Raw genomic sequence first — 25790 nt, forward strand, 5'->3', positions numbered from 1 at the left:
TGCTTACTTATCTTTTAGTTCGTTTATTTCGTCCGGATTGATGGTCTTGTAATGCCGGTATACATTTAAAACCAGTGCGAGTCCGACAGCAACGGCAGCAGCAGCAAGCACGATGGCAAACAAGCCAAAGATCTGCCCGCCGTAACTGATTTTGTCGTATCGGCCAAAGGCTACAAAATTTAGAATAGCCGCGTTGATCATCAGTTCGATCCCCACGAGAATCATGATGGCATTTTTTTTCGAGAGCACGGTGTAAAGTCCAATGCAGAAAATGCAGGCGCTGACGATCAGAAAATGGGTTAATGGGATCATCTGCTGCGCTCCTTTCTGGATAAATGGGAGGCACCGATAAGTGCCATCATCAAAAAGACCGATATGACTTCGAATGGCAGTACATAAAATGTCATAAATCGCAGTCCAATCTGCTGAATGTTGTTATCCGTGGCCGCGATAAAAGTGCCATTCTGTTCAGACTGGTCTATCCACGTAGGAGTAGCCTGCTGCCATTCAATGATTCCATACATCATCAGGAGCAGAAAGCCCAGTGCCAATGGCACCGCTTGCCACTTGGGCATGCTTAGGAATGAGCCACTGCTATCCTGCAGTTCTTTCAGAAGTTCCTTGTTGGAAAGCATAAATGCAAACAGCATGAGGATCAGTACCCCACCCACATAGACCATGATCTGCGTAATCGCCACAAAATCGGCAAGTGCAAATAAATACAGGCCCGCCATCGCAAACAGCACAATGAAAAACAAAAATAATGCACGTGCTATATTTTTAAGGTTGACCAGCAGCAATGCCGAGCCGATGGCAAGGAACGCAAATACATAAAACAGGATTTTTTCCATCTTACTTCTGTTTTGCTGCCTCCTTTTCAGCTTGATATCGAGTCCACTCCGCTTTTCGCTGGGCCACCTGTTCTTCGGTCATATCCGAGAAACCATAGATCAGGTCGGTTAGCTTTTGTGAACTGCGGTCGTATTCGTTGGTCATCGTAATGCATTCAGTCGGACAGACGACGGTGCATAGCCCGCAGTACATGCATTTGGCCATGTCAATATTAAATTTGGCTGGATAAAGGCGTTTGACACTGCCATCCGAGGTCTTGCCAATGGCTTCAGGCGATTTGATCGATTCGATTTCAATACAGTCTACGGGACAGGCCTTGGCACACAAGTCACACACGATGCAGTCGTCGATGTCAACCTGCAGCTGATAACGCGCAACATCGGGTATAGGCATCTTTTCGGCAGGATACTGTACCGTGACAATGCCATCCTGATTGTCAAAATAGTTATCCTTTTTGATATTTAGCTCCTGACGGGAACGCCGTGCGCCAAACAAGTGCCTGACCGTCAAAGACAAACCTTTGATCGCCGTACGAAATGCATGGGAAGCCGTTTTAAATATCATATCTTACGCAATAATTAAGATTCTCCAGATCGCGGAAATAGCCATGCAGAGAAAGGCCAAGGGTGTCAGCACCTTCCAGCAAAGACTCATCAGCTGATCTGCGCGAAGACGCGGCAGTGTCCAGCGAATCCACATTTGTATTCCAACAATAAATAGTGACTTGGCCAGAGTCCAAAAGATTCCCCAGACCAGACCACTGGTCCAGTCGGCGAGCCGCAGCGCACCGATATTGGGCAACGGTGTGTTCCAACCACCAAGAAAAAGGACTACCCCCAGCATGGATACCAGAAACATCATTGCATATTCAGCCAGAAAGATAAAGGCGAATTGTATACCCCCATATTCTGTATGAAAGCCGCCGACCAATTCGGATTCCGCTTCGGGAATATCAAAAGGCGCACGGTTGCATTCGGCCAGTGTAGCAATGAAAAAGATAATGTATGTGACGATCAAGTGGGGGGCCTGAAAAATATTCCATGCAAAAATGCCACCGATCTCATTCACCTCCCAAAAACCCAGAAACTTGATACTGCCGTTGGTAGCAATACCCTGGTCTATCGTTATTTCATTGAGATTCAGAGTCTGTGTAAGCATGACAACAGTAATCAGGGAAAGACCGACAGGTATTTCATAGGAAACCATCTGGGCGATAGCCCGCATGGAACCCAGTAAGGAATATTTATTGTTTGATCCCCAGCCCGCCATCAGAATGCCTAATGCATCAATGGAGATTATCGCCATGATAAAAAACAGACCGGTATGGGTATTTGCCGGTATAAAATCTTTGGCCCATGGGATGACTGCAAAGCCTGTAAATACCGCTACAAAGATGATGATCGGGGCTATGCGGAACAGAATTTTGTCTGCTGAAGCAGGGGTTATCAGTTCCTTTTGGAGCAGCTTGAGGATATCTGCTATCGTTTGTAGACTGCCGTATTTCCCCGTTTCCATTGGGCCGAGACGGTCCTGGACAAATCCGGCAATTTTGCGTTCGGCATATACTGCAAATAAGGTAAATGCTGCTATAAAGGTGAAGATAGCAATGGGAACCAAGATATGTAGTATAGAATCCAACAAGTCTTATTTATAATGATTTTTAATAAGCGTCCAATGAATACGCAAACTTAACGAAAAACAGGGAATTTAGATAAGGAAAAATTAAAATATACTTAACAAGTAGATTATTGTGACATATCCATAAAAAAAGCATCCCGGGAGATGCTTTTTTATGGATATAAATCGAAATCGGATTAGCGATTTGCAAATTCAACGTAGTCACGTTCTGTATGGCCAACGTATACTTGTCTAGGACGACCGATCGGCTCTTTGTTCTCACGCATCTCTTTCCATTGCGCGATCCATCCCGGAAGACGGCCTAACGCAAATAATACAGTGAACATATCCGCTTTGAACCCTAATGCACGATAGATGATACCCGAATAGAAATCAACGTTTGGATATAATTTTCTGTCGATGAAATACTGATCGTTCAATGCCGCTTCTTCTAGTTTTTTAGCGATATCCAATACAGGATCCTGAACACCTAGTTTTTCCAGAATATCGTCACATGCTTTTTTGATGATCTTGGCACGTGGATCAAAGTTTTTGTACACACGATGTCCAAATCCCATCAGACGGAAAGGATCGTTTTTATCTTTGGCTTTCGCCAGGTACTTTTCAGCGTCGCCACCGTCATTTTTGATTGCTTCAAGCATTTCGATCACTGCCTGGTTTGCACCACCGTGCAATGGACCCCATAAGGCATTGATACCGGAAGCAACAGAAGCATAAAGGTTGGCATTTGAAGAGCCTACGATACGTACAGTGGATGTCGAACAGTTCTGCTCATGGTCAGCATGCAGAATAAGTAGTTTGTGCATGGCATCGATAACGACTGGATCGAATGTTTTTTCATCGTTCACTTCGCCGAATAGCATGTTTAGGAAGTTGTCGATGTAACCTAAGTTGTTTTTAGGGTATACAACTGGATGGCCCAAAGATTTCTTTTGGATCCATGATACGATAGTCGGCATCTTAGCCAGTAAATTGATGATCGTCTGATCTTCTTCTTCGTCTGTTAAATTAGGATTTAAAGATTCAGGATAAAATGCAGATAGTGCACCGACCAGGCAGGACAGCTGTCCCATAGGGTGGGATTTAGATGGGAATCCGGCGAAGAAATTTTTCATGTCTTCGTGGATCATCATTTGTTTTTTGATGTCAGCTCTGAATTTTTCGAGCACCTCTTTTTTCGGAAGCTCTCCATAGATCAATAGATAAGCTACTTCTAAGAAAGTGGATTTTTCTGCTAATTGCTCGATAGGATAACCTCTATATCTCAATATTCCTTTTTCGCCGTCTAGGAAGGTAATCGCACTTTTAGTGGCGCCCGTATTTTTGTATCCCGGGTCTAAGGTAATAAATCCGCTTTGATCTCTTAATTTGGAAATATCAACTGCTTTTTCATTTTCAGTACCGACAATGACTGGAAGGTCATAAGAAGTGCCGTCTAAATTTATAGATGCTTTATCTGACATGTTTATATATTATCTTATATCTGATTTGTTATGCTAATCTCACAAATTTAACTATTTGAGATTTAAAATCGAAAGTTCTTTTCGAATTAAAATGACATGATTCCGTCATTTTGGATAATATCGACTAAATATTTACTCATATCAGCAAAGAATTTATTCAAATTTAACATTAACTTATTATGCTAAATATCAGTCAGTTTTTCGTTGGGCGACCTTTCCTTTGTCCTCATATCGGCCATTTTTGCCTGATCCAAAGAAGGGGATAACGACAAAGCAGACCAAGATAATGGACGTTAAGGTAAGAATACCTGTTGTCCAGAGGATTTTGCTGAAATTCTCAGCGTCCAGCAAGCGGATTCCCCATAAGCCCAGCAGAAAATATGTGGCGACAAATAGGATAACCAGAGTGAATAATATACCGAAGATGTATTTCATATGATATTATATTTTATTTAAGATCTGTTTTTTGAGGGTATCAAACTCCTCCTGAGTGATGATATTTTCGCGTAGCAGCAACTGTAGTTTTTGCAGTTTTTCGACAAAGTCTCCTTCTTGTTGGATGCTGTCTTTGATCTGGTCTTTTTCCAGGTTGAACTGCTTGCCCAATTCCATGCCCACCCCCAGTTGGGCACCTACTCCTGCCAGCCCGCCTTCATTTTTGGCTGCATCCCGAAGTGCACGCAATTTTTCGAGCTCCACATAGCTGAGGCCCGCCTGTGAAGCCGCCTGATTTTGGGTGCTCAGGTCAGCAATTTCACCAATGCGGCGCTGGGTGTTAGTGTCAAACTGAGTACCTAGGATCTTGAAGTCCGTGATGTGCAGACCAAGGTCTTTGAATTCGTGTTCGATCGCGGTTTTTATGTCGGCAGACAGACTTGAGAGTTGGCTGTCAATTTCATTATACCCCAGTTTTTTCTGTCCGATGCTGCTGATGATCTGCTGCGGAATGCGGTTGTTGATAATCTCCTGAATGGCCGCGGTGTCGACTGTATATTGATTGGCGACAATATTCGTGTAGAAATGTACAGGATCTGTGATGAGGTAGGAAAAAGTACCGTTAAGCCCCAGTTCTACAGGAAGGTTGTACTGAGGATCGATATATTTTATCGGGTTTCCTGTTCCCCAGGACTGGTTGACGATCGCTGCTGTACGGAAAAAATATATATATAGTTTGTGCTCCGACTCAAAGTTTTGCCTGAGCCTCGCCAGCGTTGTAAAAAACGGATGATTGTCCGTTTCTAAGTTGTATGTTCCCGGCTCGGTGAGCAGGTCTTCACTCTTTCCTTCGTAGACCAGAATACAGCCTTGCCCGGGAGCGAGAATCAGCTTGCTGGAGTTTTTGATCTCATTTCTTTCGGATGGAAATTTATACCATAATAATCGCGGGTCCTGATTTTTCCACTCAATGACCTCAGATAGCTGGTTGTTAAAAAGATTGAATAGTCCCATAATATTTAATTTATTGCGTCGAATTTGGGATTGTACCCTTCGAATTTATTGATTTGTTTGCCGCTTTGGTCAAAATAATAGTAGTCGCTGGAGCCTTTGACAATAAAGCCGTCTTTAAGCAGGCTGCCCTCGTCATCAATATACTTAAGTTCGGTCGGTATGGTCTGCTGTATGCGGCCTGTAGCGGCATCCAACAGCTGGAGCTGAAAAGGATCATCTTCCGCCGGTGTCGGTTTGTAGGCGATCAGCAGTGTTTTTTCATTGTAAGTAACGACCTTCGGCTGGAAGTAAAGCCGTCCCGGCGTCAGGTCGTTAAAGCTGAGCAGACGGGCACCCTTAAATTGCCAGGGATTGATCAGTACCTTTTTGTAGGGATCACGGTCCGTGAATATGCCCGATCCACCAAAGTCTTTATCCCAGGAAAAGCGTGGGCTGTCTTTTGGAAATCCATATTGATACTGATACCTGTATTGAATCAGCTGTATTTTCTCCTCCGGATAATAGCTGGATTTACTTGAAAACGTAAAGCCGGTTTTTGTTGTAGCATTTGGAAGTTTTTTCCGTCGCTCGTCGTAAAGCTGCTTATCAGGTATGGCTTTGTTGATCAGTGGATAATACGCCAGATTTTGTCCCTCATTATTGACGATCTGATAAGCCGAGCCGTAATCCGCATATTTAAACTCTACTTTGGCAATGCCAGTACTCAGGGCTGGCGCTGCCTTGACATAGTCCTCCAGCACACTCTTATAGGTCAGGGTCGATCGATCCAGCTGATAAATATATTTGGATTTAACAATAATATACAGATTCTGGTCTTCAAAGACCCGTAGTTGCACATCGCTGCTTGACAATTTGACCGGACTTTCCATCAAGGCTTTTACCCATTCTTTTTTGCCGGTCTTGGGATCAAACAGTCCTATATATACCTTATTGTCTCTACCTTCGTCGTGCATTGTGCGGAAGGTCCCTACATTGCCTACCAGTACCACGTGCGGTACGTTGTTCTTATCCAAAAATAAGGTGTTGCTCGCGTAGTTCCATTCCAGCGGATCCGTTTTTTCCGGCTCTTTCTTTTGGTTCGAAGGGCTGTAAGCCGAGTACGCTGGTTCGGATTTTTTGCTGAATATACCGCTGAGCACATTGATAAAAAACAGCAGCGCAACAAACCCGACGACAGCGAGCACAATGATGCGGAGGGCTTTGGACTGGTCCGGATGAGGACGTGGATAGTTATAGTTGTGGTTGATATTGATGTCGTCGCTATCCAGAAAGAATTCTGTGCCACAGCTGTTACATTTATAGTAATCCGGGCGCAGCGTGGTGACTTTAATACTGCCACAGTGGGGGCATTTGATCGCTTTGATGTTCTTGGCCATTTACTTTACTTGTATTTATCGATTCAGCCTGATCTCAGATTCTTTATTATATGGAATAACTGCAGTAATCCCTTCATTCTGATGACTGACTATGATTTCTGTCGCTGAAAGTTAGAATAAAAATAAACGTATTACAAATTTTCGGCCAGCCAACTCATATTCGTGGCCCGTGAGTTTAAATACGCATGAAATGAGCAGGTTGTTTTTTCCACAGCGTAGAGACGCGATACGATTTTGATCATCAATGAAAAAAAAGAAAAATAGTTTTGATATTTACGAATTATTCGTAGATTAGTGAAAGATTAGTAATTGGAAGATACACAATGGAAAAATTAACAGCACAGGAAGAGCAGGCAATGCAATCCATATGGGCGCTCAACGGAGGTTTTATCAAAGAGATACTGGACAACATCAAAGGCGAGAAGATGCCTTATACCACATTGGCTTCTACCGTCAAGAATTTAGAGCGCAAGGACTTTGTGAAAGCGGTAAGGTATGCGAATGCCAAGCGTTATGAGCCTATTGTCAGCGAACAGGATTACAAAGCAAAGTTCATGAATTCCTTTGTGGGCGATTATTTTAAAAACTCGTATAAGGAGATGGTTTCTTTTTTTGTAAAGGAAGAAAAGTTGACCGCGGATGAGCTCAAGGAGATAATGGATATGATCAAAGACACTAAATCCAAATAGAATGGAAAGCTTACTGACCTACATCCTACAAGTCAATCTTTTGCTTGCGATGATCTACATCGGTTATACTGGACTCCTGAAGAGGTTGACGTTCTATACCTTGAATAGAGCCTATTTTTTGATCGGGGGCATATTTGCTTTCGTGTATCCCTTTTTGGATCTTAGGTCTCTTTTGCTGCAGCGCGGGCTGGATATGGGCGTGGTCGGTGAGCAGATTTCATTCTATATCACAAAGCCGGAGGTACAGGACAGATTGACGCTGGCCGGGCTCATAGAAATCGTTTTTATGGTAGGCGCAGTTATACTGCTGTTGAAATTTCTATTGCAGCTCATGAGCTTACTGCGGATTCATATGCATTCTACAGCAGACCAATGGCGGACTTATTTTTTCCGGAACGTATTGATTCCTATCGTTCCCTTTTCCTTCCTGAATAAAATCTATGTCAACAAGCAGCAGCATCTGGACGCGGAGCTGCACGATATTTTTAAGCATGAGGATATTCATGTGAAAGGCCTTCACAGTGTGGATATTTTATTGTTTGAAATGATATTGGTGTGTTGTTGGTACAATCCTTTCGTCTGGCTGCTGCGCAGGGCCATTCGCCAAAATTTGGAGTTCCTGACTGATCAACGGGTGCTCGATAAAGGAATTGACCGCCAAACGTACCAATATAGCCTATTGAATGTGTCCAAAAAGGGCACTTCAATAGGATTGAGCAATCAATTTAATTTTAAACTATTAAAACGTCGCATTATGATGATGAATAAAAAAAGGTCGTCCAAAATAGAGTTGAGCAAGTATGGCTTTCTACTCCCGTTGTTTCTGCTTGCAGGAGCCGCATTCACGGTCAGCAGGGCGGAGCATAGCATCGAAGGGGTAGTCAGGCAGGCGAATGAAACCCCACTGATTGCGCTGCCCCAGGTGAATCCATTGGATTCTTTGCCTGACAGGTTGCCCGCTCACACTGGAACGCTACAAAAAAAGGAGCCGGCCGCAGATACGGTGAAGAATGATGCCGTTCGTCATGTTGCTGGAGAAAATAACGATAAAGCGAGCGGATTAAAGTTAGTTGGTTTGGCTGGTCATGATCCCTTGCTGATGCTGGATAATGTGGTGATCGACAGAGAAAAGTTGAATGCGCTGGACCCGAATACAATTGAATCCATATCGGTTCTGAAAGATAAATCGGCAACTGCCATATATGGCGAGAAAGGTGAAAAGGGAGTCGTCTTGATTACAACGAAGACCGGCAAAAGTGCTGCTGCCGGCAGCGTGCATGGTAAGGTTTCGGGCCTTTTCCTTCAGAGCGATTCTACGCGTACGACAAAGGTGAAAACCGTAGGCATACCTACTAACGTTCTATATGTCATCGATGGTGTGAAAGCAAGTCCGGAGGAAATAAAAGAGCTGTCTCCCAACGATATTGAACATATACATGTTATTAAGGATGCTACCGCACAGGTAAAATATGGTCGGGACGGCAAAAATGGCGTCATCGAAGTAACGACAAAGAAATGGGCCAGACAACATCCGGATAAAGCCGGTAAAAGCGATAGCCGATTGCATACTGAAGGTAAGACCGCGGAAGATGTGGTGAAAGTAATCGGCTATAAAAAAAATGACGAAGGAGATAAAGGTGGTACAGTGACAGTGGAGGGAAGACCCGGGACCGCGATGAACACTGGTGCTGCAGCTCCATTTGCTGCGAAAACAGCCAAAGGCGTGTTCGTCTCGCCGGGAAAGGAAGGCAAGACCGTATGGCTTGGCAGGCAATCTGCAATAGGGAAGCCATTGATCGTGGTCGATGGCAAGGTGGAGTCCGTGAAATTAGATGATCTCAAACCTTCGGATATCCAGTCGGTGGAGGTGCTTAAAGACGGGGCTGCGACAGCGCGATTTGGTGCAGCTGGCGATAAGGGTGTTATTATGGTCACCACGAAGAAAAAAGCTGCCGGGATAAAAAAAGCAGAAGAAGCTGCTGAAACTTTGGATGGGAAGACAAAGTAAACGGTCAAAACCGAACTCGACACAGCAATAAGACCTGCTGCCGGCGTCAAGGGCGATAAAAGGTAGTAGCCAATCTAGATACAAGTAAGAGAGGCTTATCCCTCTCTTACTTTGTATTTAGATTGGTCATGGTCAGCTCAATCCCGATGTTGACAAAACTCTGGATCATTTTTACCGCATGATCAATTAATGCTGGTAATTCTGCCTGCTCTTCTTTGTCAAAAGGTCCCAGCACATAATCCACCTGTCTGCCTTTGGGGTAATTATCGCCGATACCAAAGCGCAGCCGTGGATACACCTGGCCACCACACAGTTGCTCGATGGATTTAAGACCGTTGTGGCCCGCACTGCTGCCCTTGGGCTTCATCCGTAATGAACCAAATGGAATGGCCAGGTCGTCCACGACGACCAGCACATGCTGAATGGGAACTTTGCACTGCTGCATATAATAATTGACCGCTTTGCCGCTTAAATTCATATAGGTGGTCGGCTTAATAACCGTGACGTTGTGTCCCCTTTGTTTAAATTCACTGTAATACGCCAGTTTTAATAACGAGAAACTGGCGCCAGCTTGTCTGACAAGCTCATCGGCTACCATAAAACCGATGTTATGTCTCGTATCGGCATATTCACTGCCAATGTTGCCCAATCCGACGATGAGGAAGTTCATATAGTTTAATTATTTTATCCTTATTGTTTAACGTATTCCTAAGCCGGTGGTGTTCACGGCTCCGGGCTACGGTCTGCTGCATATTGTCCCGAAAAGAGTAATCCAAGGTATAAAAATAGAAATTTAAATAAACAAAAAAGCACCGAATTTCGGTGCTTTCTGTAGTATTTGAAAATCTTGTCCAGATTATTTTTTACCACCTTTAGCTGCTTTAGCTGCTTCTTGTTCAGCTTGACGCAATGCACGTGACATGATTACGGATACGATAGTATCATCAGCGTTGTTTAATACTTTTGCATTTTCCAGCTGAACCTGAGCCACACGGTATGATTTACCAACTTCTAAGGATTCCATTGGTACCTCGATTTCTTGTGGCAAGTTTGCAGGTAATGCTTTTACGCGCAATTTACGCAATTTTTGAACTAGTTTACCCCCCATTTTAACGCCTGGAGAAGTTCCTGTCAATTTGATAGGAATATTTAATGATACTTCTTTGTCATCAAATAATTCCAAAAAGTCAACGTGAGTAACCTGGTCAGTCAATGGGTGGAATTGTGCGTCTTGAACGATAGCTCTTTTTGTCTGTCCGTCGATGTTTAAGTCAATGAAGATAACATCAGCCGTATAAAGAACTGCTTTCAAATCAGCTGCGGATACAGAAAGAGCGGTTTGTTCTTTACCTCCGTAAAGCACTGCCGGTACTAAACCTTGGTAACGCAATTCTTTTGCATCTCTTTTCCCTACGTTCTGTCTTACAGAACCGCTAATAGCAATTGATTTCATTTTTTAAAATTGTTTTTAAATGGTGGATGAACTATTCCATCCGTTAAATTTCTATAAATTTGAGGTGCAAAGATAGTATATAAATTTAAAAAGCAAAAATTAAAAATTGTATACTCCTTGCCAGGCCCCGTGTTTTACTCGACTTCGAACAGATCGGAGATCGATGTATGCTGATTTACGCTTTTGATTGCTTTTGCAAACAGGTCAGCGGTAGATAATACTTTAATTTTTGTTGACTGTTTGGCTTTCACAGGATCCAGCTGAATCGTATCTGTTACAATCATTTCGGACAGGGCCGAGTTTTCGATAGTCTCGTAGGCTTTGCCCGATAACACGGCGTGCGTACAAACTGCCCGTACAGAGCGTGCTCCGTTTTCCATGATCAGGGCCGCTGCCTTTGAAAGCGTGCCTGCTGTGTCACAGATATCGTCGATCAGGACCACATCCTGGTCAGTGACATCACCAATGATGGACATCGATTCGATTTCATTGGCACGCTTACGGCGTTTGTCACAGATAACAACTTCTGCATTGAAAAATTTGGCAAAGGTACGTGCTCTATAGGATCCGCCCATGTCCGGCGATGCAATTGTTAAATTGGGAAGCTTTAAGGATTTGATGTAAGGGACAAAGATGATGGATCCATCAAGGTGATCAACAGGAATATCGAAAAAACCTTGGATCTGCGCTGCATGTAGGTCCATCGTCATGATACGGTGGATTCCAGCTGCTGTCAGCAGATTGGCGATCATTTTTGCGCCGATGGCAACTCTCGGTTTGTCTTTTCGGTCCTGTCTTGCGAAACCGAAGTAAGGAACTACGGCCGTGATGTAATGCGCTGAAGCTCTTTTGGCCGCATCAGTCATCAACAATAATTCGAGAAGATTGTCAGTGGGCTGATTGGTCGACTGGATGATGAATACATCGCTTCCACGAACCGATTCGTTGTAGAATGGCTGAATCTCACCGTCACTAAAACGTGATAATGTTTTGTCTCCAAGAGGCTTCCCGTAAGATTGTGCGATTTTTTCGGCTAGTTCTGTGGTGCCAGAACCTGCAAATAGTTTAACCGTGTTGAATTGCAAAGGCATGGTTTTGTATATTTATGTTGGGTTATTGTATTGTCGCTTATTCAATATTTTATTCCCTTATTTTTTAAAGCTAAACATTAAAAAAAATGGATTGTTTTCACAATCCATATACTGTTAACTTTAAAAGTTGTCCGACCTGGATTCGAACCAAGACTAAATGAACCAAAATCACTTGTACTACCCTTATACTATCGGACAATGTCGCTAATAAAAGTCAACGTTTCCGTCTTTTTCTTTTTGACGACGCAAAGATAGAGATTTGTTTTAAAAATCAAAATTGGAATTTAAAAAAATCTAACCCTTTTATAAACAATAAGCCTTGCATATAACGCAGAAAGGCTTGCATTTGCAAGCCTTTCTGCTGTTGTTGTCCGACCTGGATTCGAACCAAGACTAAATGAACCAAAATCACTTGTACTACCCTTATACTATCGGACACTCATCCTGCTTGTCTTATCCACAAGCGTTCCGGATTTGATGTTGCAAATATACGGACAATTCTTATTTCTGCAAATAAAAATGTGCTTGAATATGTATTGGGCTTGATTTTCAAAGAAATAATTTTTGTTTTTATCCCAAAGATATTCCGGCTGCCGACATTTTTTCGGGCAAGATGTGTTAAAAAATCAGAATAAAGTTCATTTCTTATCAACTAATCCTTATTTTCGAGCCGTATTATATATATACTTTTACAGTTATCATTTTATGAACTATACTAAAATCAACAATCTTTTAGGATGGATATGTGCGCTCATTGCAACGGTAGCGTATATCATGACAGCCGAACGATCGACGAGCTGGTGGGACTGTGGTGAGTTTATCGCTTCAGCCTTCAAACTTCAAATTGTGCATCAGCCGGGAGCTCCCTTATTCTTGATGATCCAGAACATCTTCTCAAACCTTGCGGGTGGTGATGTGACACGGATCGCTTTCTGGATGAATGTGGGATCTGCTGTATGTAGCGGTCTGACGATCTTGTTTCTGTTTTGGACCATCACTGCGCTGGCCAGGAAGATCATCGTAAAAGGTGCTGATGAATCGTTTACAGCAACAGATCTGATCAAAATATTTGGCTCTGGAGCCGTAGGCGCGCTGGCTTATGCCTTCACAGATACGTTCTGGTTTTCTGCAGTCGAGTCAGAGGTGTACGCCATGTCTTCTCTTTGTACTGCTGTGGTATTTTGGGGTATCCTGAAGTGGGAGAACCACGCGGATGAGCCCGGCGCTGACCGCTGGCTGATTTTCATAGCCTATGTGATGGGCCTTTCTATCGGGGTGCATTTATTGAACCTCCTGGTCATTCCGGCAATTGCCCTGGTCATCTACTTCAAACGTACAAAAACAGTGACTTCCTCAGGGGCCACCAAGGCATTCTTCATCGGTGTGGTGGTGCTTGCCCTGATTTTGTGGGGGATCATACAATATACTGTCAAGGCCGCGGCTTATTTTGACCTGTTCTTTGTCAATAGCCTGGGACTGGGCTTTGGAACGGGCTTCAATTTCTTCCTGATTCTGGTCGTGGCGCTTTTTGTTTACGGCATCTGGTATTCGATCAAAAAGGTCAAACCGATGCTGAACCTAATTTTGGTCAGTACCGCTTTCATCGTATTTGGCTATAGTTCTTTTGCCATGATCATGGTACGTGCCAAAGCAAATCCTACATTAAATAACAGCGATCCAGATAATGCCTTTTCGTTTGTGAGCTACTTGGGACGTGAACAATATACAAGTGAGCCACTATTAAGTGGTCCCACGTTTGACGCGCAGGTGGTCGATGCTACACCGACTTACACTTATAGAAAAGATAAGGACAAGTATACAAAGGTCGAAAACGGTATGGATTATAAATACGATAAAACCATGTTCTTTCCGCGGATCTATAGCAATAGAGACGGGCATGACGGGTATTACCGTGATTACCTGAAAATTCCTGAAGGGCAATCTCCGACGTTCGGGGATAATATGAAATTCTTTTTCAGCTATCAGATCGGACATATGTACGGACGTTATTTCTTGTGGAATTTTGCGGGCCGTCAAAACGATCAGCAGGGGCAGGGCTCCTTTACTGAAGGCAACTGGATCTCGGGTCTGAAGCCGGTGGATCAGATGCATGTGGGTGGTCAGAATGCGATCCCGGATTCGTTGAAAACAGACCCTTCCAACAATAAATACTATTTCCTGCCATTGATCATCGGTCTGATCGGCGCCTTCTGGCACTTCGGCAAGCGGCAACGTGATGCCGGGATTGTGGGATTATTGTTTTTCTTTACGGGACTTGCCATTGTGCTCTATCTGAATCAGAGCCCACTGCAGCCCCGGGAACGTGACTACGCCTATGCAGGTTCATTCTACGCTTTTGCCATCTGGATCGGACTGGGGGTATTTGCTATCGCGGATTACCTGAGCAAGAAGGTGGACGGCAAAGTTGCAGCTGGGCTAGCTACAGCAGTCTGTTTGCTGGGAGCACCGGTGTTGCTGGGATTCCAGAACTGGGATGACCATGACCGCTCGGAGAAAACAACGGCACGTGATCTGGCTAAAAATTACCTGGCTTCCTGTGCACCCAATGCCATTTTGTTTACCTATGGCGACAACGATACCTATCCATTATGGTATGTGCAGGAAGTAGAAAATTATCGTCCGGATGTACGCGTTGTGAATCTCAGCCTGCTGAGCTCCGACTGGTATATGCGTCAGATGAAGCAAAAAGTGAACCAGGCGGACGGTCTACCGATCAACATTGATGATGAGAAATTCAAAAAAGGCGTCCGTGAGGTTCTTTACTATCAGGATATGCAGGTTCCGGGACACGTAGACCTGGATCTGGTGATGCAGATCTTGTTGTCCGATGACCAAAAGAACAAGCTGGAACTGCGTGGTGGTAAGTTTGAGAACTTCCTGCCAACCAAAAATTTCAGCCTTCCGGTCGATAGAGAAGCTGTTATCAAAAATAAGGTGGTTCCAAAAGCATGGGAAGAGTCCATCGTAGATACGATGACCTGGACATACAATAGAAATTATGTATCGAGAGCGGAGCTGTCGATCTTGAATGTATTGTTGAATAACAACTGGAAACGCCCGATTTATTTCGCAGCAACCGTGCCGAACGATAACTACCTCGGTCTGGACAAATATTTGGTGCAGGAGGGATTCGCCCTGCGTTTGATGCCGATCAATGCGCCTGCAGGAGCAGAAGGTACATTGGTAGATACGCAGGCTGCCTACAAAGATATCACGACCAAATACCAGTGGGGAAATATGGCAAATGCTTCTTATCTCGATCCCGAGTCGTACCGGATGATCACCATGATCACCAATACGGTGATGGGCGGTACAGCTACTCAGCTGATGGTGGAAGGACATAAAGATGAAGCTCGTAAGGTCGCGGTGGAGACTTACGAGAAAATGCCGAAACGTGTCTATCTGATGCGTGATGTCTTAGGTTACATTCCGATTATCAACGTATTGTATGAAACGGGTGAAAATAAACGCGCAAACGAGATTGTCAGCCGCAACCTGAAGTTCATTACTCAAAATATGCGCTGGTATCAGGATATTGCACAGAGCAAACCTGAACTCGAATATTCCAATATCGGAACGGCATTGCGGGCTTTGGGTGCTTACAAGAGCATTCTGGCTTCGACCTCAGAAAAGCAGCTGCTACAGCAGGTGACCGACCTGGAAAAATCGTATAAACAGCAATATGGTGTAGAGTAATTGTCAACCACCCATTGAGCTGGAAGAGCTGTCTTTACATGCAAGCTGTTCAAAAAATAATACTTTTTTGAACAGCTTGTGGGAAGGACAGCTTTTTTTTCGACCTGCCTGAGTGAAAACCGCTTCTCCAAGCTGCTGCTGATTCTAAAATATGAGCAATTTTTTGAATATTTTTTCTTAGCTTAACGGCATTAAACCAACCTGATTGCATGATGAGGTGTCTGGGCTCATAAAACGCTTATATTTAGGAGCATGAAGCCGATCAGCGTCGTTACCCGAGGGTAGCAAGTTCGTTTATACCAATGAAGGCACTGAATACATAACTGAATATATGAAACGTCAACTGAAATTGTGGGACGCTGTTATGCTGGTCATGGGATCGATGATCGGTAGTGGGATTTTTATTGTGTCGAGCGACATGATGCGGCAGCTGGGCTCCGGATATTGGCTGGCGGTCGTATGGTTGCTGACTGCCGTCGCGACGGTTGCTGCAGCAATCTGTTATGGTGAATTGTCTTCAATGTATCCCAAAGCCGGCGGACAATATACCTACCTTACGGAGGTTTTTGGCAAGCCAGTTGGATTTTTATATGGCTGGAGCCTGTTTACTGTGATTCAGACCGGTACCATAGCGGCCGTAGCGGTGGCCTTCGGTAAATTTACGGCCTACCTGATTCCACAGCTGAACGATGCTGCTCCTTTGTTTCAGCGCGGGGAGTTCAAAATTACCTGGATTCAGGTGCTCGCCATGGGTATCATCCTGTTGTTAACTTACATCAACACGAGGGGCATTAGAAGTGGCAAGTCGGTACAGTCCTTTTTTACTTCGGCAAAAATTATCGCCCTGGTATTGCTGATCGTCGGTGGGTTATTTTTGATTCGGGAAAATCATTTTTCGGAGAATATGGCCTATGGCTGGGATTCTTTTCAGAACCTGAAAGGCGAGGGCTGGGCAGCTATTTCGGGAGGTACATTAATGGGGGCGCTGGCAGCAGCTATGGTGGGATCGGTGTTTAGTAGCGTTGCCTGGGAAAATGTGACCTTTGTGTCGGGCGAAATTGTCAATCCGCAGCGCAATGTGGTCCGTGCACTCGTGATCGGTACCAGTCTGGTGATGGTCTTATATATCTGCTGCAATATTATTTACCTATCTGCGCTGAGCCGCGAAGAAATTGCTTTCGCCGCCAATGACCGGGTCGCTATTGCCGCAGCTGAAAAGATGCTGGGGCATGTGGGGACCATCGCGATGGCTGTGCTGGTCATGATCTCCACATTCGGCTGTGTCAATGGGCTTGCCCTATCGGGAGCCCGGGTCTTTCAGACCATGGCCAAAGATGGCTTATTTCTTAAACAGGCAATCCCCAACAATAAATTTGATGTGCCGGCCCGGTCCTTGTGGCTGCAGGGCATCTGGGCATCCCTGCTCTGTCTGAGCGGACAATATGGTAATTTGCTCGATATGATCTCTTTTGTGATCGTCATCTTTTACATGATCACGGTACTCGGCGTGATTATACAGCGGGTGCGCAAGCCGACACTGGAGCGGTCGTACAAGACTTTTTTATTTCCTCTGACGCCGCTGCTCTATCTGCTTATCGGTACCATATTCTGTGTGCTGCTGATCATTTATAAACCTCAATATACCTGGCCGGGCTTTATTCTGGTCCTGATCGGCCTGCCCGTTTACTTTATCGCGCGTGGAAAGATGAACGGGAGAGGCAGCGTGTAGCAGTGAGGATGTAAGAAAACGGAGTGGGAGCAGCCTGTTCATGAAATTAATTGGCGGGGAGCCTTAAATTTTTGTTGAAAAAAGTGTAGCTTTGCTCAAACATTCCCATAATGAAACAGTCGATCTTATTAGACGGACCAAAATTTCAGATCACCATTCAAAGGCTATGTCGTCAGTTGATTGAGAATCATGGTGATTTTTCAAATGCCGTCGTCATAGGTATTCAACCCAGAGGAACTTTCTTAGCCCGGCGTATTGTCAAGGAACTGCAACAGATGATCGGAAAAGATATTCTGGTCGGCGATCTGGATATCACATTTTACCGAGATGATTTCCGGACTAAAGGTAATGCCGGTCCCATACTCGCCAATAGCACAAATATCAATTTTATCGTCGAAGGTAAAGATGTCATTTTTATTGATGACGTACTCTGGACCGGACGCACAATCCGTGCCGCGATGGATGCGGTGCAGGCTTTTGGCCGGGCACGGCGAATAGAACTGCTTGTCCTGGTCGACCGTCGCTTTTCCAGACAGATTCCCATACAGCCTGATTATATTGGTATACAGGTGGATTCTATCGACTCACAGAAAGTTATTGTGAACTGGAAGGAGTCCGAAGATCAGGATAGCATAACCTTGATCACCGAGAAGAAAACGTCTGGTAATGACTAAGATCGGTCTGGTCTATGGCCAACCATCCAGACAATTTTAGACAACAACAAAGTGCTCCGCCACAGTCCGATAAAACTTCCGGAATCAACACAAGGAGCCTCGTCAATTGAAATGATTAGTAAATACTTGAATACACTATAAGATGTCAGCTGCAGCAGAACAATTAAGTACTCGCCATTTGTTAGGAATTAAAGATCTAAATGAAAAAGATATTCAATTAATCCTGGATACAGCGAGTAATTTTAAAGAAGTATTAAACCGGCCGATCAAAAAAGTTCCCTCCCTACGGGATATTACGATTGCCAATGTGTTTTTTGAAAATTCAACGCGCACGCGGCTTTCATTTGAGCTTGCAGAAAAAAGACTTTCGGCTGATATTGTCAATTTTGCGGCTTCGTCCTCTTCCGTGAGCAAAGGGGAAACCTTGATCGATACGGTAAACAACATTCTGGCGATGAAAGTCGATATGATCGTGATGCGGCATCCTTACGCAGGAGCGGGCGTGTTTTTGAGCAAACATGTCAATGCGCAGATCGTGAATGCTGGCGACGGCGCACACGAACACCCGACCCAGGCCTTGCTCGATTCCTTCTCCATCCGCGAACGCTTTGGCGATGTCGCCGGACGTAAGGTGGCCATTATCGGAGATATCACACATTCGCGTGTCGCACTCTCCAATATCCTGTGCCTGCAAAAACAGGGGGCTGAAGTGATGGTCTGTGGGCCGACGACACTGATACCTAAACATATTACCTCGTTGGGTGTAAAGGTGGAACATGATCTTAGAAAAGCACTGAACTGGTGTGATGTGGCTAATATGCTGCGTATTCAGCTGGAACGTCAGGATATCGCTTATTTCCCCTCACTGCGGGAATACTCGATGCTTTACGGATTAAATAAAGAAATTTTGGATTCGCTGAACAAGCCAATCACCATCATGCACCCGGGACCGATCAACCGTGGTGTGGAAATCACCTCTGATGTAGCCGATAGCGAACACTCCATTATCCTGGATCAGGTGGAAAATGGCGTGGCAGTACGGATGGCCGTATTGTATCTATTGGCCGGGCAGCGCGGCTAAAGGCCGTAATGATGCGAGATCAACGGAAGTGACCAAGGTATAAGGTGATGAAGGGACCAACAAGACGATGCCTGACTTTATTTTTGGTCGGGCATATTTTTTGTGCAAAATTTCCGTTATAATACAGGGTTATTCACAGATGTTAATAACTTTTGGGCAAAACATCTCAATTAAAGTATAATTTAGTAACATGAATAAATCTATCTCCGCACAAGCTGGAGATTTGGATTGATTTTCAATATTTTCCCCCGATGTATAGGTTACACGGGAAAGGGAAAAGGACGGCGAAGTGTGCGTCATGCAGATTATCGCCGTTTGAGGAGGGATTGATTTACATTTGCAGATAAACAACATATTAAGGTTTCACATATTATGTATAAGAAGATTTACCAGGTGGGAGTTGCATTAAGTGTTATGGCGACGCCAGCATTAGCGCAACAGACAGAATGGCAACAAATCAACAAGGCGTACAAAACCGGAATGGAATTGTATGAGCGCGGAAAATTCAGTTCTGCCTCAGCGCAGTTCGATCGTGTGGAAGCCTTGCGGACCAAATCCAACTTACAGTTGGACGAGACAGAAGAACTCTCCTTGCTGAAAGAAAACGTACGGTATTATCAAGCGGTATGTGCGCTTGAATTGGGCGAATCAGATGCCGAAAACCGTTTCTTAAAATACATCAAAGATTTCCCCGTCAGTGCAAATTCAAAAGCTGCCTATTTTCAGATCGGTAAATCGTATTACGCCAAAAAGGATTACAGCAAAGCGATCGAATGGTTCACCAAGATCGACAGTAAAAACCTTGCAGGTAAGGAAAATGTAGAATACCGCTTTAAATTGGGCTATGCTTCTTTCATGACCAAGGATTACAAAACGGCCAAGCCTTTGTTTGAGGGATTGAAAGATCAGAAAACCGAGTTTCAGGAAGCCTCGATCTATTACTACGCTTACTTGTGTTATTTAGATGCCGAATATAAAACTGCTTTAAACGAATTTGAGCGCTTAAATGGTTCAAAACAGTTTGAAAGCAGCTATCCGTACTACATCACTGCATTGTATTTCTTGGATAAGCGCTATGATGACGTATTGGATTATGCCCTGCCGATTTTATCGCGTACCAAACAGGAAAATGAAACGGAGATGTTCCGTATCATTGCTGCAACGTATTTTATCAAGGGCGACCTGAAAACATCTAAAGACTACTATGATAAATTCCAGGCGCAGGACCAAGGTAAGACACAGAATAATCAGGATAGCTACCAGATCGGTTATATTGCCTACAAACTGAAGGATTACGACAAAGCGATTGCCGAGCTGGAGAAGATGACTGAGCCGGATGCCTATTATCAGTCGGCGATGATCACCCTGGGTGACAGCTTCCTGAAAAAAGGAAATAAGCAGTCTGCCCGCAACGCATTCTTTAGAGCTTCCAAATTGGACTTTGATCCGGCGATGAAGGAAGAAGGTTTGTTCAATTATGCAAAGCTTTCTTACGAATTGGAATTTCATCAGGTGGCCTTGGCTGCTACACAGGAATATTTGAAGACCTATCCAAAATCACGCCGTCAGGAAGAAGCAAAAACCTTGCTGGCAGAAGTGTTGCTGAGCACGAAAAACTACCGCGATGCGGTGGACATCCTGGAATCCATTCCAAAACGTGGAAAAGAAGCTAATGCAGCCTACCAGAAGGTAACGTACTACCGTGGTCTAGAATACTACAATGAGCGTGCATTTGAAAATGCGATATCCATGTTTATGCGCTCTGAACAACATCGTTATGATGAGGAGATCTATGCGCTCTCCACGTACTGGAAAGCCGAAGCGATGTACGAAGTCCGCAAATATGGTGAAGCGGTGACCAATTTCAATAAATTCTTACGTTTGCCGGGAGCCAGCAAAACAGATGTATACGGCTACGCAAACTATGCGCTGGCGTATGCTGCTTTCCGAAATGGCAACTACAATACCGCGGCCAACTATTTCGAGCGCTTCCTGGCTTCCGGTGGTTCAAAAGGATTGGAGATCAACACGCGTAACGATGCAATCGCCCGTCTTGGGGACTCCTACTTCTCTTCGAAAAACTATGGCAGAGCACTCACAGAGTACAACAAGCTGATTGCATCCAAAGCACCGAGTCAGGACTATGCGCTGTTTCAGCGGGGAATTATTCAAGGATTGCAGGGCGACAATAACGGCAAGATTGCCACGCTAAATGCAGTGATCGCACAATTCCCGAATTCAAATTATGCGGACGATATCGCTTTTGAGATCCCGTATACACGTTTCTTAATGGGAGAAAGCGAGCAGGCAATTGCCGGACTGCAAAGCATGGTAGAGAAGTATCCGCGGAGCAGCTATGTACCGCGTGCGCTGGTCACTATCGGTTTGGTGCAATACAATCAGGACAATAACGATGCTGCTTTAGCGACCTTCCAACGGGTTGTGGATCAATATGCGTCTACAGAGGAGGCCAAGCAAGCCATGCGGTCTATCGAGAATATTTATCTGGACAAAGGGGATGCCTCCGGCTACATCAAATATGCGACAGGTACTAATCTTGGCGATCTTTCAAAATCGGAACAGGATGCGCGCACCTTCTCCACAGCGACTACTTTATTCTCCCGCGGCAATTACCAGGGCGCTGTCGAGGCTGTCAATGCCTATTTCGATAAATTCCCGAAACCGAATCAGGAGAAATATGCACGTTTTGTGCGTGCGGAAAGTAATGCTGCCTTAGGCAATATCGACGACGCATTGCACGATTATAATATTATTCTGAATGACTGGACTTCGCCTTATACCGAACGGACACTGATTTCGGTATCAAATCTCTATCTGAAACAAAAGAAATATAATGAGGCGACGCAATTGCTGAAGAAGCTGGAGTTAACCTCAGAGTATAAGGCTAATTATGGCTATGCGATTAATAACCTGATGGTTTCTTACTATCAGATCGGAGATTATAAAGAAGCGTTGAACTATACCAACGCCGTGAAAAACTACGAGAAATCTTCGGAAGAGGAAATTGCGAATGCCTACCTGTATGCTGGTAAATGTTATGTCAAACAGAATAAGAAGACTGAGGCGATGAAAGAATTTAGCCTCGCAGCCTTGAAGAGCCGTACCGTATTTGGAGCTGAAGCCAAATACAATGTGGCACTGCTCCAGCTGGAAAACAAGCAATATGACGCTTGTATCAAGACAGCCATGGACCTGTCGGACAATTTCTCTTCTTATGAATATTGGGTAGCGAAAAGCTTTATCACCATGGCTGATGCCTATGCAGGTAAGGGAGATACGTTCCAGGCTAAAGCGACATTAGAATCAATTGTGGATAACTACGAGGCGAAAGACGATATCTTGCCTGCAGCAAAAGAACGTCTAAATAAATTGAACAACAAAAAGAAATAGGATACAATGAAGAAGTTGCAAAATAGAAATGTGAAGAAATATACCTTAGCAGCGCTGTTGATGGGCGTGGGATTGAATTCTTTTGCACAGGAAACGGGCAAAAAGAATGATCCTGAAAAACCGGTCACTATTGATTCTTTTGATGTTGTTCGCGATTACAAGCCGATCCTTGCTGATGCGGTAAAAATTCGTCGTAGCCCTGATATGACCAACAAGCGGGAGTACCAGCCCAAATTGTCGTATGGTAATATCATGGATAAGAAATTGGACATTAATACAGGTCTGAAGCAGCTGAATGTGCAGGAGATCCCTTTCGCACAGCCTTTTGAACAGAGCAGTAATTACGTCAAATTTGGTATTGGTAACTACAATTCGATCCTGGGCGAAGCTTACCTGGCGTCCGAGCAATTTGAAAATACACGTTTCGGCTTATTTGCAAAACATCTGAGCCAGAAAGGAAATATCGAAGGGCAGAAGTTCAGTACACAGGATGTGGGTATTTTCGGGCGTCGTGTGCTCGATGCGGTTACGGTAAAGGGGACAATAGGGTACAACCGTTATGGTACCAATTTTTATGGTCAGACCTTTGATCAAGCCGGAGAAAAACTGTTGAATCCTATCGATAAGCAAGCCTTTACCGATATTTACTTAAATGGCGAACTGTCCAGTAATGCCGATCCGAAAAATGAGCAGGCCATGAGCTATTCGGCAAAGGTCGATGGTTACCTGTTCAAAGATGCTTATCAAGCAAAGGAGAATTCAATCGCATTATCAGGATACTTAAATAAGCGGATGAGCGCGTTTAATGTTGGGGCGAATGTGAGTGTCAACATGAATAATGTGACCAATGAAAATGATACCGCCAACGTAAAGAACAACCTCTTGTTGCTGAATCCCTATATCCGCTTTAAAGGTGATAATTATAACGTGACTCTTGGAGCCAATCTGACTTCAGAGTTTGGTGACGAATCCCGTTTCAATGTATTTCCATCTGTGGAGGCAGATTTTTCTTTGGCGCCAGAATACATCTCTTTATTCGCCGGCGTGAATGGGAATGTTAGACAGGCCTCTTTCCGTAATTTTGCGAAGGAGAACCCATACCTGGCACCTAATGTGCGGATCGCCAACTCAATAGAAAAACTCCATGTATATGGTGGACTGAAAGGAAATGCAGGCGCTACATTTGGATATAAAGTGAAAGTCTTCTACAAGCAGATCGAAGGATTGCCCCTGTTTAAAAATAGCAACATAGCTCTTGGAAGCCCTGATGGCAAAATAGGTTATGCTCCGTGGGCTTTTGATGTGGTGTATGATGGGATGATCAATAAAGCAAAACACATGGGCTTGGAAGGGGAGATCAATGTACGTCTTTCGCAGCTGGTTAATCTAGGTGGTAAAGTGTATATTGATGATTATAATCTGAGTGACGAGGAGGAAGCTTGGGGCTTACCTAAATTTAGGTTGCAGGCCAATGCACGTTTCAATATTTCGGACAAGTTTTTTGTGGATGCCGAGCTTTCGAGCCAGGGCAATACCTACGCGTATGTGTATGACTACGCCGCGGACGGCAGCCGTATCACAGATAGCGGACATAAGGTAACAATAGCGTCTTTTGCTGATTTAAGTGCCGGCGCTGAATACCGGATCAAAAAGCAATTCGGTGTCTTCGTCAAGGCAAATAACATTTTCGGAAAGGAATACGAACGTTATATGTATTATCCAAGACTGGGCTTCAATGTAATTGGCGGTCTTAATTATTCTTTTTAACGAATTAAGATTATAAATTTGCATTTTAAATTGTAGAACAATGAATCTAGGCAAAAACATCAATAGTTTATTAAGACGCTATGCGGAAGTATACGTGCCGGGAATAGGTGTGTTCAAAAGAATCCATTCGCCTGCGCAGTTTGATAAACAGAACAATGTGTTTTTGCCACCTATCTCGTATGTGGAGCTCGACTACTCTGCACAGCATGGCTTCAATATGGTCCATTACATCCAACAGCAGGAAAACCTGGGCTTGGGACAGGCACAGCAGATTGTGGATGAAGCTGTCGCTGCGTTGCGTGACGAGCTGGGGCAGTTTGGACAGGCAAAACTGGATGATCTGGGACTTCTGATCAGTTATGGTACCAGTTTGGTGTTTAAGCCGCTGGATCTCTCAGGTTTCAATTTTCAGCCTGTGGTGAATCTGGCCGGACCTGATATTGAGACGGTTATTCCGGCTCTTGAGGAAGAGCATGTCGCCTCAACGGATACACAAGGCGGAGAACGGGATGTAGAGCCAGAATCTACCGAGTCGGAAGACACCGGTATTGATCCGCAGCCCTTAACGGCTGAAGGCAACGCGGAGGTAGCCGAGCAATCGCCTGCTGCCGATGACGATGCGGTTGCGGAGTCTGATGAACCAGCGGATGTAATCGTGGAGACGGCTACAACCGAACCGGCCGTCGTGGAGCTGGAGGATAGTGTTGCACAACAGGCTAATGACACAACGGGGGAGCTGAGAAAGGAGCAGGGAGCAATTGCAACCGCAAATGCTGCATACACGCCCAACATATATGAGGAGGAACCGCGCAACTCGAATGCGATCTGGTATTGGCTCACTGCTGCCATTGTGCTGGTCATGCTGGTTGTCGGGGTGCTTTATACGAATCCGGGACTAAAACACACACTATTGGGCGGCCCAACGCCTGCAAAAGCTACTGCGGACAGCATTGGCCAAAAGCGCAATGCGACCGTTCTGGATTCTGCATCGCAGGTGCTAGTGACGGATAGCCTAAGACAAACCGACTCCCTGGTTAGCACTGCCGCTGATTCCGCGAAGACCGCTATTGGTACGGTATCGGCCAGCAAAACAGTGGATAAACCGACCGTACTTCAGGCAGATCCGGTAATTAAAGAATCCATACCGCTTGCACAGCCAAAATATCAGCTGGTCATTGGTTCCGCCAAGACCATGGTCCAAGCTGAACAAGAAGCCAAGCGACTCCGTGAGATGGGGTATAAAACAGCGCGTGCCGTGGAAGGAAAAACAAAAAAGAGTAGAAAAAAAGTCATCTTGAATGCGTACATGACCAAGGAGGAGGCTGACCTCGCCCGTAAATCTGTCGAGAAGAAAATCAAAGATGCCTGGGTAGAAACATTATAGAACTTATA

General features: G+C 44.6%; 20 protein-coding genes. 9 read left to right on the plus strand and 11 right to left on the minus strand.

Annotation, left to right across the window (positions count from 1 at the left end):
* Nucleotides 1–3: 3 nt before the first annotated feature.
* The 8 genes from nuoK to FGL37_RS10985 form a co-directional block, all read right to left on the minus strand.
* The gene (nuoK, locus tag FGL37_RS10950; protein ID WP_028072118.1) at nt 4–312 is read right to left on the minus strand and encodes an NADH-quinone oxidoreductase subunit NuoK; all 309 of its coding nucleotides are present in this window, start codon (nt 310–312) and stop codon (nt 4–6) included.
* Nucleotides 309–851 carry an NADH-quinone oxidoreductase subunit J family protein gene (locus FGL37_RS10955; protein WP_028072119.1) on the minus strand — a complete coding sequence of 181 codons (543 nt, stop codon included), beginning with the start codon at nt 849–851 and terminating at the stop codon, nt 309–311. The genes nuoK and FGL37_RS10955 overlap by 4 nt, the downstream gene beginning before the upstream one ends.
* A gap of 1 nt (nt 852) precedes the next feature.
* Nucleotides 853–1416 carry a NuoI/complex I 23 kDa subunit family protein gene (locus FGL37_RS10960; RefSeq protein ID WP_028072120.1) on the minus strand — a complete coding sequence of 188 codons (564 nt, stop codon included), beginning with the start codon at nt 1414–1416 and terminating at the stop codon, nt 853–855.
* A gap of 3 nt (nt 1417–1419) precedes the next feature.
* Nucleotides 1420–2481 carry an NADH-quinone oxidoreductase subunit NuoH gene (nuoH, locus tag FGL37_RS10965; RefSeq protein WP_407695582.1) on the minus strand — a complete coding sequence of 354 codons (1062 nt, stop codon included), beginning with the start codon at nt 2479–2481 and terminating at the stop codon, nt 1420–1422.
* A 185-nt stretch (nt 2482–2666) separates the two neighbouring features.
* The gene (locus tag FGL37_RS10970; protein ID WP_028072122.1) at nt 2667–3953 is read right to left on the minus strand and encodes a citrate synthase; all 1287 of its coding nucleotides are present in this window, start codon (nt 3951–3953) and stop codon (nt 2667–2669) included.
* 189 nt (nt 3954–4142) lie between these two features.
* Nucleotides 4143–4388: a hypothetical protein gene (locus FGL37_RS10975; RefSeq protein WP_028072123.1), complete on the minus strand. Its 246-nt coding sequence runs from the start codon at nt 4386–4388 to the stop codon at nt 4143–4145.
* A gap of 6 nt (nt 4389–4394) precedes the next feature.
* Nucleotides 4395–5402, minus strand: a complete 1008-nt coding sequence (locus FGL37_RS10980; RefSeq protein ID WP_028072124.1) for an SPFH domain-containing protein — start codon at nt 5400–5402, stop codon at nt 4395–4397.
* A gap of 5 nt (nt 5403–5407) precedes the next feature.
* On the minus strand, nt 5408–6778 hold the full coding sequence (locus FGL37_RS10985; RefSeq protein WP_028072125.1) for a hypothetical protein: 1371 nt from the start codon (nt 6776–6778) through the stop codon (nt 5408–5410).
* Between the two features lie 323 nt (nt 6779–7101).
* Here FGL37_RS10985 and FGL37_RS10990 point away from each other — a divergent pair, with 323 nt between their 5' ends.
* Complete coding sequence (locus FGL37_RS10990; protein ID WP_028072126.1) at nt 7102–7467, plus strand: BlaI/MecI/CopY family transcriptional regulator; 366 nt, start codon at nt 7102–7104, stop codon at nt 7465–7467.
* Nucleotide 7468: 1 nt separating this feature from the next.
* Nucleotides 7469–9475, plus strand: coding sequence for a M56 family metallopeptidase (locus tag FGL37_RS10995; RefSeq protein ID WP_037534374.1), 2007 nt, complete (start codon nt 7469–7471; stop codon nt 9473–9475).
* A gap of 106 nt (nt 9476–9581) precedes the next feature.
* On the opposite strand, the gene pth is transcribed toward FGL37_RS10995, so the two are convergent.
* From pth to FGL37_RS11010, 3 genes are all read right to left on the minus strand, one after another.
* Nucleotides 9582–10145, minus strand: a complete 564-nt coding sequence (pth, locus tag FGL37_RS11000; RefSeq protein ID WP_028072128.1) for an aminoacyl-tRNA hydrolase — start codon at nt 10143–10145, stop codon at nt 9582–9584.
* 186 nt (nt 10146–10331) lie between these two features.
* Nucleotides 10332–10928 (minus strand): 50S ribosomal protein L25/general stress protein Ctc, encoded by a 597-nt coding sequence (locus FGL37_RS11005; protein ID WP_028072129.1) that lies wholly within the window; start codon nt 10926–10928, stop codon nt 10332–10334.
* 134 nt (nt 10929–11062) lie between these two features.
* On the minus strand, nt 11063–12019 hold the full coding sequence (locus FGL37_RS11010) for a ribose-phosphate pyrophosphokinase (protein ID WP_028072130.1): 957 nt from the start codon (nt 12017–12019) through the stop codon (nt 11063–11065).
* A 705-nt stretch (nt 12020–12724) separates the two neighbouring features.
* On the opposite strand from FGL37_RS11010, the gene FGL37_RS11025 reads away from it, so the two are divergent.
* The 7 genes from FGL37_RS11025 to FGL37_RS11055 all read left to right on the plus strand — a co-directional run bounded on the left by FGL37_RS11025 (nt 12725) and on the right by FGL37_RS11055 (nt 25782).
* Complete coding sequence (locus tag FGL37_RS11025; RefSeq protein ID WP_028072132.1) at nt 12725–15736, plus strand: glycosyltransferase family 117 protein; 3012 nt, start codon at nt 12725–12727, stop codon at nt 15734–15736.
* Nucleotides 15737–16067: 331 nt separating this feature from the next.
* Entirely contained in the window at nt 16068–17465 is a 1398-nt protein-coding gene (locus tag FGL37_RS11030) for an APC family permease (RefSeq protein ID WP_028072133.1), read from the plus strand.
* Between the two features lie 110 nt (nt 17466–17575).
* Entirely contained in the window at nt 17576–18139 is a 564-nt protein-coding gene (gene pyrR / locus FGL37_RS11035; protein WP_028072134.1) for a bifunctional pyr operon transcriptional regulator/uracil phosphoribosyltransferase PyrR, read from the plus strand.
* Nucleotides 18140–18281: 142 nt separating this feature from the next.
* Complete coding sequence (locus FGL37_RS11040; RefSeq protein ID WP_028072135.1) at nt 18282–19220, plus strand: aspartate carbamoyltransferase catalytic subunit; 939 nt, start codon at nt 18282–18284, stop codon at nt 19218–19220.
* A 372-nt stretch (nt 19221–19592) separates the two neighbouring features.
* On the plus strand, nt 19593–22631 hold the full coding sequence (locus FGL37_RS11045) for a tetratricopeptide repeat protein (protein WP_028072136.1): 3039 nt from the start codon (nt 19593–19595) through the stop codon (nt 22629–22631).
* Nucleotides 22632–22637: 6 nt separating this feature from the next.
* Nucleotides 22638–24398, plus strand: a complete 1761-nt coding sequence (locus tag FGL37_RS11050) for a TonB-dependent receptor (protein ID WP_028072137.1) — start codon at nt 22638–22640, stop codon at nt 24396–24398.
* Between the two features lie 40 nt (nt 24399–24438).
* Nucleotides 24439–25782, plus strand: a complete 1344-nt coding sequence (locus FGL37_RS11055; protein WP_028072138.1) for an HU domain-containing protein — start codon at nt 24439–24441, stop codon at nt 25780–25782.
* Nucleotides 25783–25790: the final 8 nt, after the last annotated feature.

Origin of the sequence: Sphingobacterium thalpophilum, assembly GCF_901482695.1 — a bacterium.
GTDB classification, from domain to species: Bacteria; Bacteroidota; Bacteroidia; order Sphingobacteriales; family Sphingobacteriaceae; genus Sphingobacterium; species Sphingobacterium thalpophilum.

Excerpts from the sequence above, each read along its gene's own strand:
- nuoK (WP_028072118.1), bottom strand. The coding sequence starts at position 312 with ATGATCCCATTAACCCATTTTCTGATCGTCAGCGCCTGCATTTTCTGC.
- FGL37_RS10955 (WP_028072119.1), bottom strand. The coding sequence starts at position 851 with ATGGAAAAAATCCTGTTTTATGTATTTGCGTTCCTTGCCATCGGCTCG.
- FGL37_RS10960 (WP_028072120.1), bottom strand. The coding sequence starts at position 1,416 with ATGATATTTAAAACGGCTTCCCATGCATTTCGTACGGCGATCAAAGGT.
- FGL37_RS10970 (WP_028072122.1), bottom strand. The coding sequence starts at position 3,953 with ATGTCAGATAAAGCATCTATAAATTTAGACGGCACTTCTTATGACCTT.
- FGL37_RS10975 (WP_028072123.1), bottom strand. The coding sequence starts at position 4,388 with ATGAAATACATCTTCGGTATATTATTCACTCTGGTTATCCTATTTGTC.
- FGL37_RS10980 (WP_028072124.1), bottom strand. The coding sequence starts at position 5,402 with ATGGGACTATTCAATCTTTTTAACAACCAGCTATCTGAGGTCATTGAG.
- FGL37_RS10985 (WP_028072125.1), bottom strand. The coding sequence starts at position 6,778 with ATGGCCAAGAACATCAAAGCGATCAAATGCCCCCACTGTGGCAGTATT.
- FGL37_RS10990 (WP_028072126.1), top strand. The coding sequence starts at position 7,102 with ATGGAAAAATTAACAGCACAGGAAGAGCAGGCAATGCAATCCATATGG.
- FGL37_RS10995 (WP_037534374.1), top strand. The coding sequence starts at position 7,469 with ATGGAAAGCTTACTGACCTACATCCTACAAGTCAATCTTTTGCTTGCG.
- pth (WP_028072128.1), bottom strand. The coding sequence starts at position 10,145 with ATGAACTTCCTCATCGTCGGATTGGGCAACATTGGCAGTGAATATGCC.
- FGL37_RS11005 (WP_028072129.1), bottom strand. The coding sequence starts at position 10,928 with ATGAAATCAATTGCTATTAGCGGTTCTGTAAGACAGAACGTAGGGAAA.
- FGL37_RS11010 (WP_028072130.1), bottom strand. The coding sequence starts at position 12,019 with ATGCCTTTGCAATTCAACACGGTTAAACTATTTGCAGGTTCTGGCACC.
- FGL37_RS11025 (WP_028072132.1), top strand. The coding sequence starts at position 12,725 with ATGAACTATACTAAAATCAACAATCTTTTAGGATGGATATGTGCGCTC.
- FGL37_RS11030 (WP_028072133.1), top strand. The coding sequence starts at position 16,068 with ATGAAACGTCAACTGAAATTGTGGGACGCTGTTATGCTGGTCATGGGA.
- pyrR (WP_028072134.1), top strand. The coding sequence starts at position 17,576 with ATGAAACAGTCGATCTTATTAGACGGACCAAAATTTCAGATCACCATT.
- FGL37_RS11040 (WP_028072135.1), top strand. The coding sequence starts at position 18,282 with ATGTCAGCTGCAGCAGAACAATTAAGTACTCGCCATTTGTTAGGAATT.
- FGL37_RS11045 (WP_028072136.1), top strand. The coding sequence starts at position 19,593 with ATGTATAAGAAGATTTACCAGGTGGGAGTTGCATTAAGTGTTATGGCG.
- FGL37_RS11050 (WP_028072137.1), top strand. The coding sequence starts at position 22,638 with ATGAAGAAGTTGCAAAATAGAAATGTGAAGAAATATACCTTAGCAGCG.
- FGL37_RS11055 (WP_028072138.1), top strand. The coding sequence starts at position 24,439 with ATGAATCTAGGCAAAAACATCAATAGTTTATTAAGACGCTATGCGGAA.